We start from the raw sequence: 6,897 nt of genomic DNA, 5'->3' as shown, positions 1-6,897 counted from the left end.
TCGGGCCGCGGCACGGGCCGTGGCTGCCCCGTACCCCGCCGCCGCAAGCACTGAGCACCGCCGAACGCGACCAGGTCCTGGCCCTGCTGAACTCGGGGCTGCACGCCGAGGAGGTGATGCAGTTCGACAACGGCTACTACGTCGAACTGGTCGACCGGGCCGGCAACCGCGCCACCGAAACGCTTGTCGACCCGCAGACGGGCGCGGTCCAGAACGAGTGGGGGCCAGCGATGATGTGGAATACCCGCTACGGCATGCACCCGGCTCCGGGCGGCGGTCAAACCGCCACAGTCAGCGCGGACCAGGCGCGTGGTATCGCCGACCAGTGGCTGCGCGGCAACCGTCCGGGCGAGCACGCCGGCGAGGCCGACGCGTTCCCCGGCTACTACACGCTGCACACCATGCGCGGTAACCAGGTCATCAGCATGCTGTCGGTCCACGCCACCTCGGGCGCGGTCTGGTACCACAGCTGGCACGGGCGCTTCATCGGGGTGGAGGAACATCCCGGCTGAACCCGGATCGCACCGTTGCGTGCCGCAGCGGGCTCCCGTCTGTGGTGTATCCAGCAAGAGAGGAGGGATCGCCATCAGCAGCAGACTCCTGTTGATCCTCAATGACCCGCCGTACGGCACCGAGCGTTGCTACAACGCAGTGCGCCTGGCCGTAGCCCTTGCGAAGCGGGACGACAGCCAGGTACGGATCTACCTGATGGGCGACGCGGTCGGTTGCGTGATGGCGAACCAGAGACCGCCGGAAGGTTACTACCACCTGGATCGGATGATTGAGACCTGCGCCCGCCACGGCGCCGACATCGCCTGCTGCGGCACCTGCATGAATGCCCGAGGCATCACCGAGGACATGCTTATCGCGGCAGCGCGCCGCTCAACCCTCGACGAGTTGGCCGAGTGGACGGTGTGGGCCGACAAGGTAGTGACGTTCTGACACCCCATAGCGCGGTTCACGTAAGCCGAGCAACCGACCGGGGCTGATCTTCGCACGCTCGGCTCCGCAGCCGCCGACGCGCGAGCAGCACTCCCGACTGTCGTTGATTCTGCGTTCCTATGCACTGAGATAGCCGCGTTCACTGCTGGCCTCGTCCGGGATTCTTTGCCGGCTGGCCGTGCACGACCGCGAGGCTCTCGGCTCGGCGTCCGGCTCTGGCGGGGCTGAGGGAGACCGCGGTGATCTTGTATTCGGGGCAGCCTGTTTCGGTGTCGCTGGCGTCGGAGGTGAGGGCGTTGGTGGGGGTGTCGGGGAAGCTGAAGGTGGTGAACATCTGGCCGGGGGCGACTGTGTTGGTCAGGTGGACGGGGTAGGTGATGGTTGCCCGGCGGCTGGTGACTTCGACGAGGTCGCCGTCGGCTAGTCCGAGGCGGGCGGCGTCGTCGGGGTGCAGGTCGAGGACCTCATGCGGGCGGAGTTGGTGGTTGGGGGTGCGGCGGCTCATGGATCCGCTGTTGTAGTGCGCCAGCCGGCGTCCGGTGATCAGGGTGTACGGGAAGCTGGTGTCGGGTTGCTCGCCGGGTGGCAGGTACGGCCGGGCGGCGAGTGCGGCGCGGCCGTCGGGGGTGGCGAACGAGTCGAGGTAGAGGCGTCCCTCGCCGGGTTGGTCTGTGCTGGGGCAGGGCCAGTGCAGCGGCCCGTCGCGGTCGAGTCGGGTGTGTGAGATGCCGGCGAATGTGGGTGTCAGTGTGGCGCATTCGGCCATCGCGTCGGCGGGGTTGGGGCAGCCGAGGTCGGCGCCCATCGCGCGGGCGAGCAGGTGCAGGATGTCGAAGTCGCTGCGGGCCTGTCCGGGTGGGTCCAGCGCGCGGCGGACCCGCTGGATGCGGCGGTCGAAGTTGACGAAGGTGCCGTCTTTTTCGAGGAAGGGCACCGCGGGGAACACCACGTCGGCGTGTTCGGCGGTGGCGGAGAGGAACACGTCGTGGTTGATGACGAGGTCGCAGGCGGTCAGTGCCCGGCGGACGTTGCCGCTGTCCGGGTCGGTTTGCGCGATGTCCTCGCCGATGATGTACATCGCGCGCACGCGGCCGGCGATGGCTGAGGCGAACATGTCCAGGATGCGCAGCCCGGGCCGGGCGGGCACCTCCGCCTGCCAGGCGCGGTTGAACCGGGCGCGGACGCCCGTGTCGGTGACGCGTTGGTAGCCGGGGAGCATGTCCGGCAGGGCGCCCATGTCGGAGGCGCCTTGGACGTTGTTCTGTCCGCGCATGGACAGGATGCCGCAGCAGTCCGGGGTGCCGACCGTGCCTTTGAGGACGGCGAGGTTGGACAGGGTGCGTACGCCGTCGGTGCCGTGGGCGTGTTCGGTGATGCCGAGGCCGTAGACGATCGCCGGGCGGCGTGCTGTCCCGTAGAGGCGGGCCGCCGCGACCAGCGTCTCGGGTGTGACGCCGGCGAGCCGTGCCGCGTGGTCGGGCGGATAGCCGGCCAGCAGCGCGGTGAGTTCCGCGAGGCCACTCGCCCGGGTGCGGAGGAAGTCCTGGTCGGCGTATCCCTCGTCGAGTAGCACCCGGGCGATGCCGTTGAAGACCGCGACGTTGGATCCGGGTCTGGCTTGGACGTGCACGTCGGCCATCTCGGCGAGGTCGATGCGGCGGGGGTCGATGACGATGAGCCGTGCGCCGCGCAGCACCAGTTGTTTGATTCGGGCCCCGATGACCGGGTGAGCCTCGGTGGGGTTCGCGCCGGCGATGAGGATGCAGTCGGTGTTGTCGAGGTCGTCGAGGGTGTTGGTGCCGCCGGCGTAGCCGAATGCGGCGGCGAGGCCGACCGCGGATGGGGCGTGGCACAGCCGGGAGCAGTTGTCGATGTTGTTGGTGCCGAGCACGGTGCGGGCGAATTTCTGGGCGAGGTAGTTTTCCTCGTTGGTCGCCCGCGCGGAGGAGATCATGCCGATGGCGTCGGGCCCGTGGCGGTCGCGGATGGCCGCTAGCCGGGTCGCGGCGACGGTGAGGGCCTCCTGCCAGGACGCGGGCCGCAGCGGCGAGTCCCGGCCGCCGTCGCGGATCAGTGGGGTGGTCAGCCGGTCTCGGGACCGGGTGAAGGCGTGCGCGAAGCGGCCTTTGACGCAGGCGTGACCGCGGTTGACCGGAGCGCCGTGCACGGGGGTGATCGCAGCGACGGAGCCGTTGCGGACGTGCACCCGCAGGCTGCAGCCCACCCCGCAGTACCCGCACGTGGTGGTGGTCGTCCGGCTGATCGGACGCGGGTCGGCCAGCCCCGGCTCGGACAGCGCCCCGCTCGGGCAGGTGTCGACGCAGCCGCCGCACGCCACGCACGGCGAGGACACCCACGGCCCGCCGGTGCCGGCCACGACGACGGTGTCGAACCCGCGTCCGGCGAGGGAGAGCGCGAACGTGCCCTGCACCTCGGCGCACATGCGTACGCACCGGTTGCAGGCGATGCACAGGTCCCGGTCGAGCTTCACGTACGGGTGGGAGTGGTCGACGCCCGCGTTCCGGGTCGCACCGTCGAAGCGGATTGCGGTGAGGCCGAAGTGCTGGCAGGCGCGGACCAGCTCGCTGCGCTCGGCGGGGATGTCGAGCGCCCGCGCGGGCAGCTGGGACACGAGGAGCTCCAGGGCGAGCCGCGCCGACCGGCGGGCGGCCGTGTCGTCGGTGTGTATCTCCATGCCGTCCGCGGCGGGGGTGGTGCACGCGGGCATCGCCCGCCCGCCGACGCCGACCAGGCATACCCGGCACGATCCCTGCGGGGTGAGCCGCTCGTCGTAGCAGAGGGTCGGCACCACCGCCCCGGCCGCCCGTACGGCGTCCAGCACGGTCGCCCCTTCGGCCACCTCGACACCGAGTTTGTCGACGGACAACCGCATCTACTCGCCCCCGTTGCTGGTCGGGGCTGCGGCCTGGTGCAGCTCGCCCGCGTACGCCCGCAGCAGGCTGCGTACCGCGCAGGCGACCCCGCGCCCGAACGCGCACAGGCTCGCCACATTCAGCACCTCGAGCAGTGGTTCGTGGTCGACGAGAACCCCCGCGGCCTGGGCGGGTTCCCGGATCCGCTCGACCAGTTCGAGGCCGCGGCGGGTGCCCACCCGGCAGGGTGTGCAGGCTCCGCAGCTCTCCGCCGCCCCGAACGCCCAGGCGTGCCGCAGGATCGCGGCGGCCGGCACGGTCGAGTCGACCGCGACGAGGCTGGCGTGTCCCAGCGCCGCGCCCGCCTCCGTAAGGGGTTTGGTCAGCAGCGGCAGGTCGAGCTGGTCCGGGGTGAGAAAACCGCCAAGCGGACCGCCGACCTGCACCGCCCGTAACTGGTACGGCTCCCGCAGCCCGCCGCCGAGATCCTCGACGAGGTGGCGCAGCGGCACGCCGAATTCCACCTCGTACACCCCCGGCCGGCGGAACCGCTGGCTGAGGCAGACCAGCTTGGTGCCGGGCTCGTCCGGGTGGCCCAGCCGGGCGTAGGCCGCCCCACCATGCCGGACGATCCACGGTACGGCCGCCAGGGTCTCCACGTTGTTGACCGCTGTTGGCCGTCGCAGGAATCCGTGGCTGGTCGGGTACGGTGGGCGTGCCCGCACCGCCGCCCGTAGCCCGGCCAGGGCGTGCAGCAGCGCGGTCTCCTCCCCGGCGACGTACGAGCCGGCGCCCACCACGATCTCCACGTCGAATTCGACCGGCGAGCCGTGCACCCGCTCGCCCAGGTGACTGGCCGCCCGCGCCTGCGTCACCGCGGCGCGCAGCCGCTCCGCCGCCGTCGGGTACTCCGAGCGCACGAGGATCAGCCCGTGCCGCGCGCCCACCGCGAAACCGGCCAGCGCCAGGCCCTCCAGGATCCGGTGCGGATCCCGTTCCATCAGCAGCCGATCCCCGTACGAACCGGGATCACCCTCGTCACCGTTGCCCACCACATACCGAGGTCCGGGTTCGCCCGCGGTCATCGACCACTTCTTCGCCACCGGGAAACCGGCCCCGCCCCGCCCGCGCAGCCCCGAGGCGGCGATCTCGGACATGACTTTCTCTGGTGAACCGGCCGCTACCACGCTGGGCCATACCGCCCACGGTTCCTCGCCACCGACCAGCCCGGCCAACACCACCGGCTGATCGACCGCGCTCGCGTACGGTATCTGCGCCGCCCGCATCTTCAGCGGCTCGACCCAACCGGGCCTCGTTCGCCGCTGCGCCGCCAGCGGGTCACCGAACAACCCGCCCAGCATCTCCCCACTGGCTGGTAGCTCCCCGTCGAGTACGGCCGGCGAGTCGTAGCAGTAGCCCAGGCACCGAACGCCCTGCAGCGACACCGACCCGTCCGCGGCGCATCCACCCAGCCGTACGCCCAGCGCCTGCTCCAGCCGTGCGATGTGCTGGCCCTGGCTGCTCACAAAGCACGAGGTCCCCTCACACACCCGGACGTGCCGCCGGCCCCGCCGGCCCTCGGCGAAGTCCGCGTAGTAGGTCGCCGAACCGGTCACGGCCGCCACCGGCCAGCCGAACTCGCCAGCGGCGCGCGCCAAGTCGTCGGCGTCGACCCGCCCGTCCTGCGCTTGCGCCTGCCGAAGCCGATCCAGCATCCGCGTGCCCGGCCGGCCCAAGCGCTCCTGCAGCTCGACGAACGCCTCCCGCGGCTCACCCATCACACCATCTCCCGCGCACCGCTGCCCCTGCACCAAAAGCTACGTCGGCTTCGGCATGACTCGCGGCTATATAGGCACCTTGCCCAGATTGGCGACGATGGGTCGTCTACTTCGCTGGGCGGTAATGGGGCGGCGGGGAGGGGTGGGCCGGCGGTCGACGGCGAGCGCGCAGCGCGTCGGCCCACGCGATGCCGGTCAGCACGACGACCACTGCGGTGGCGGCCACCAGCGGCGGCGCGAGGAGCAGTGGTGCCAGGAGAGCTGCCAGCACGAACACCCCGATCGGCCGGGTCGGGGACACCCCGGCGTACACGGTGTACTCGAAACGGGCCCGACCGGCGAGGAACAGGGCCGGCCCGCCGAGGATGACCAGGAGCCACGAGATTGGCGTGGGCCCGTTCGGCTGGTCGACGAAGGCCCGGTAGCCGACCGAGGTGACGACGACCCCGGCCACCATGATCAGGTGGGCGTTCGCCGCCGCCCGGCCGAGCCGGTTCGGTTGGTTTGACGATTTGAGGGTGTCGGCCAGCGTGTGCGCTGCATGGTAGAAGTAGATCCGCCAGAGCAGTGCCGAGGTGGCGAAGGCGACTATCAGGGCGGCGGTCCGGAGAAACGTCGCCTTGTCGGCGATGAAGGTGGCGCCGAGGATCAGGATCGTTTCGCCCAGCGAGATGTTGAAGAACTGCCGGTACCGCTCGGCCAGATGCTCCGGGGCGAACGCCCACTGCGACTCGAGCATCCGGCCGAGTTTCGGCACCGGCCAGAGCAGGATCCCGCCCAGGTAGTCGATGGCGATCGCTAGCGCCCACAGCACCAGGCGGAGCGGGCTCGGCGCGAACGCGCCGACGATCCACGGTATGGCGGAGAGGCCGAACCAGGACAGCACCAGGTAGGGGACGTGCTGCAGCTCGTGACCGCGCAGCAGGTACCGCAGGGTGAGCGAGCGGCCGGCGTGGATGAGCAGATAGATGCCCGCGAACAGCAGCCCCCGCGCCTCGAACGCGCCGGGCACCGCGATCGTCAGCACGACGCTGCCGAACATGCTCCCGATGACGAGCATCTGAATCTGGACCCGCTCAGGGTTGAAGAAATTGGTCGACCACGCCGTGAAGGTCCAGACCCAGAAGAGCGCGAGCAGTAGCACCAGCGTCTGCGCGGCATTGAGCGGGTCGAGGTCGTCGACCAGGCGCCGCGAGATCCGGGTGAACGCGAAGATGAACGCCAGGTCGAAGAAGAGCTCCAGGAAGGTCGCCTGCTGCGGATGCTCGGGAGCCCGCAGGTAGCGCTCGAAGGTGTGAGGCATC

At 70.6% G+C, this 6,897-nt stretch carries 5 protein-coding genes; 2 read left to right on the top strand and 3 right to left on the bottom strand.

The window, feature by feature from the left end; genetic code table 11:
• The coding region (locus tag ACZ6O2_RS32835) for a hypothetical protein (protein ID WP_466025678.1) at positions 1–512 on the top strand (512 nt) is incomplete at its 5' end.
• Between the two features lie 91 nt (positions 513–603).
• Entirely contained in the window at positions 604–942 is a 339-nt protein-coding gene (locus ACZ6O2_RS32830; RefSeq protein WP_466025677.1) for a DsrE/DsrF/TusD sulfur relay family protein, read from the top strand.
• A 139-nt stretch (positions 943–1,081) separates the two neighbouring features.
• On the opposite strand, the gene fdhF is transcribed toward ACZ6O2_RS32830, so the two are convergent.
• The 3 genes from fdhF to ACZ6O2_RS32815 form a co-directional block, all read right to left on the bottom strand.
• Complete coding sequence (fdhF, locus tag ACZ6O2_RS32825) at positions 1,082–3,835, bottom strand: formate dehydrogenase subunit alpha (RefSeq protein ID WP_466025676.1); 2,754 nt, start codon at positions 3,833–3,835, stop codon at positions 1,082–1,084.
• Positions 3,836–5,593, bottom strand: coding sequence for an NAD(P)H-dependent oxidoreductase subunit E (locus ACZ6O2_RS32820; protein WP_466025675.1), 1,758 nt, complete (start codon positions 5,591–5,593; stop codon positions 3,836–3,838). It abuts the gene before it with no gap.
• A gap of 106 nt (positions 5,594–5,699) precedes the next feature.
• Positions 5,700–6,896 carry a low temperature requirement protein A gene (locus ACZ6O2_RS32815; RefSeq protein ID WP_466025674.1) on the bottom strand — a complete coding sequence of 399 codons (1,197 nt, stop codon included), beginning with the start codon at positions 6,894–6,896 and terminating at the stop codon, positions 5,700–5,702.
• Position 6,897: the final 1 nt, after the last annotated feature.

This window comes from Micromonospora sp. NPDC048040, from assembly GCF_055587185.1.
The sequence above is the reverse complement of the archived record's forward strand: the minus strand, read 5'-3'. Positions and strand labels throughout refer to the sequence as shown.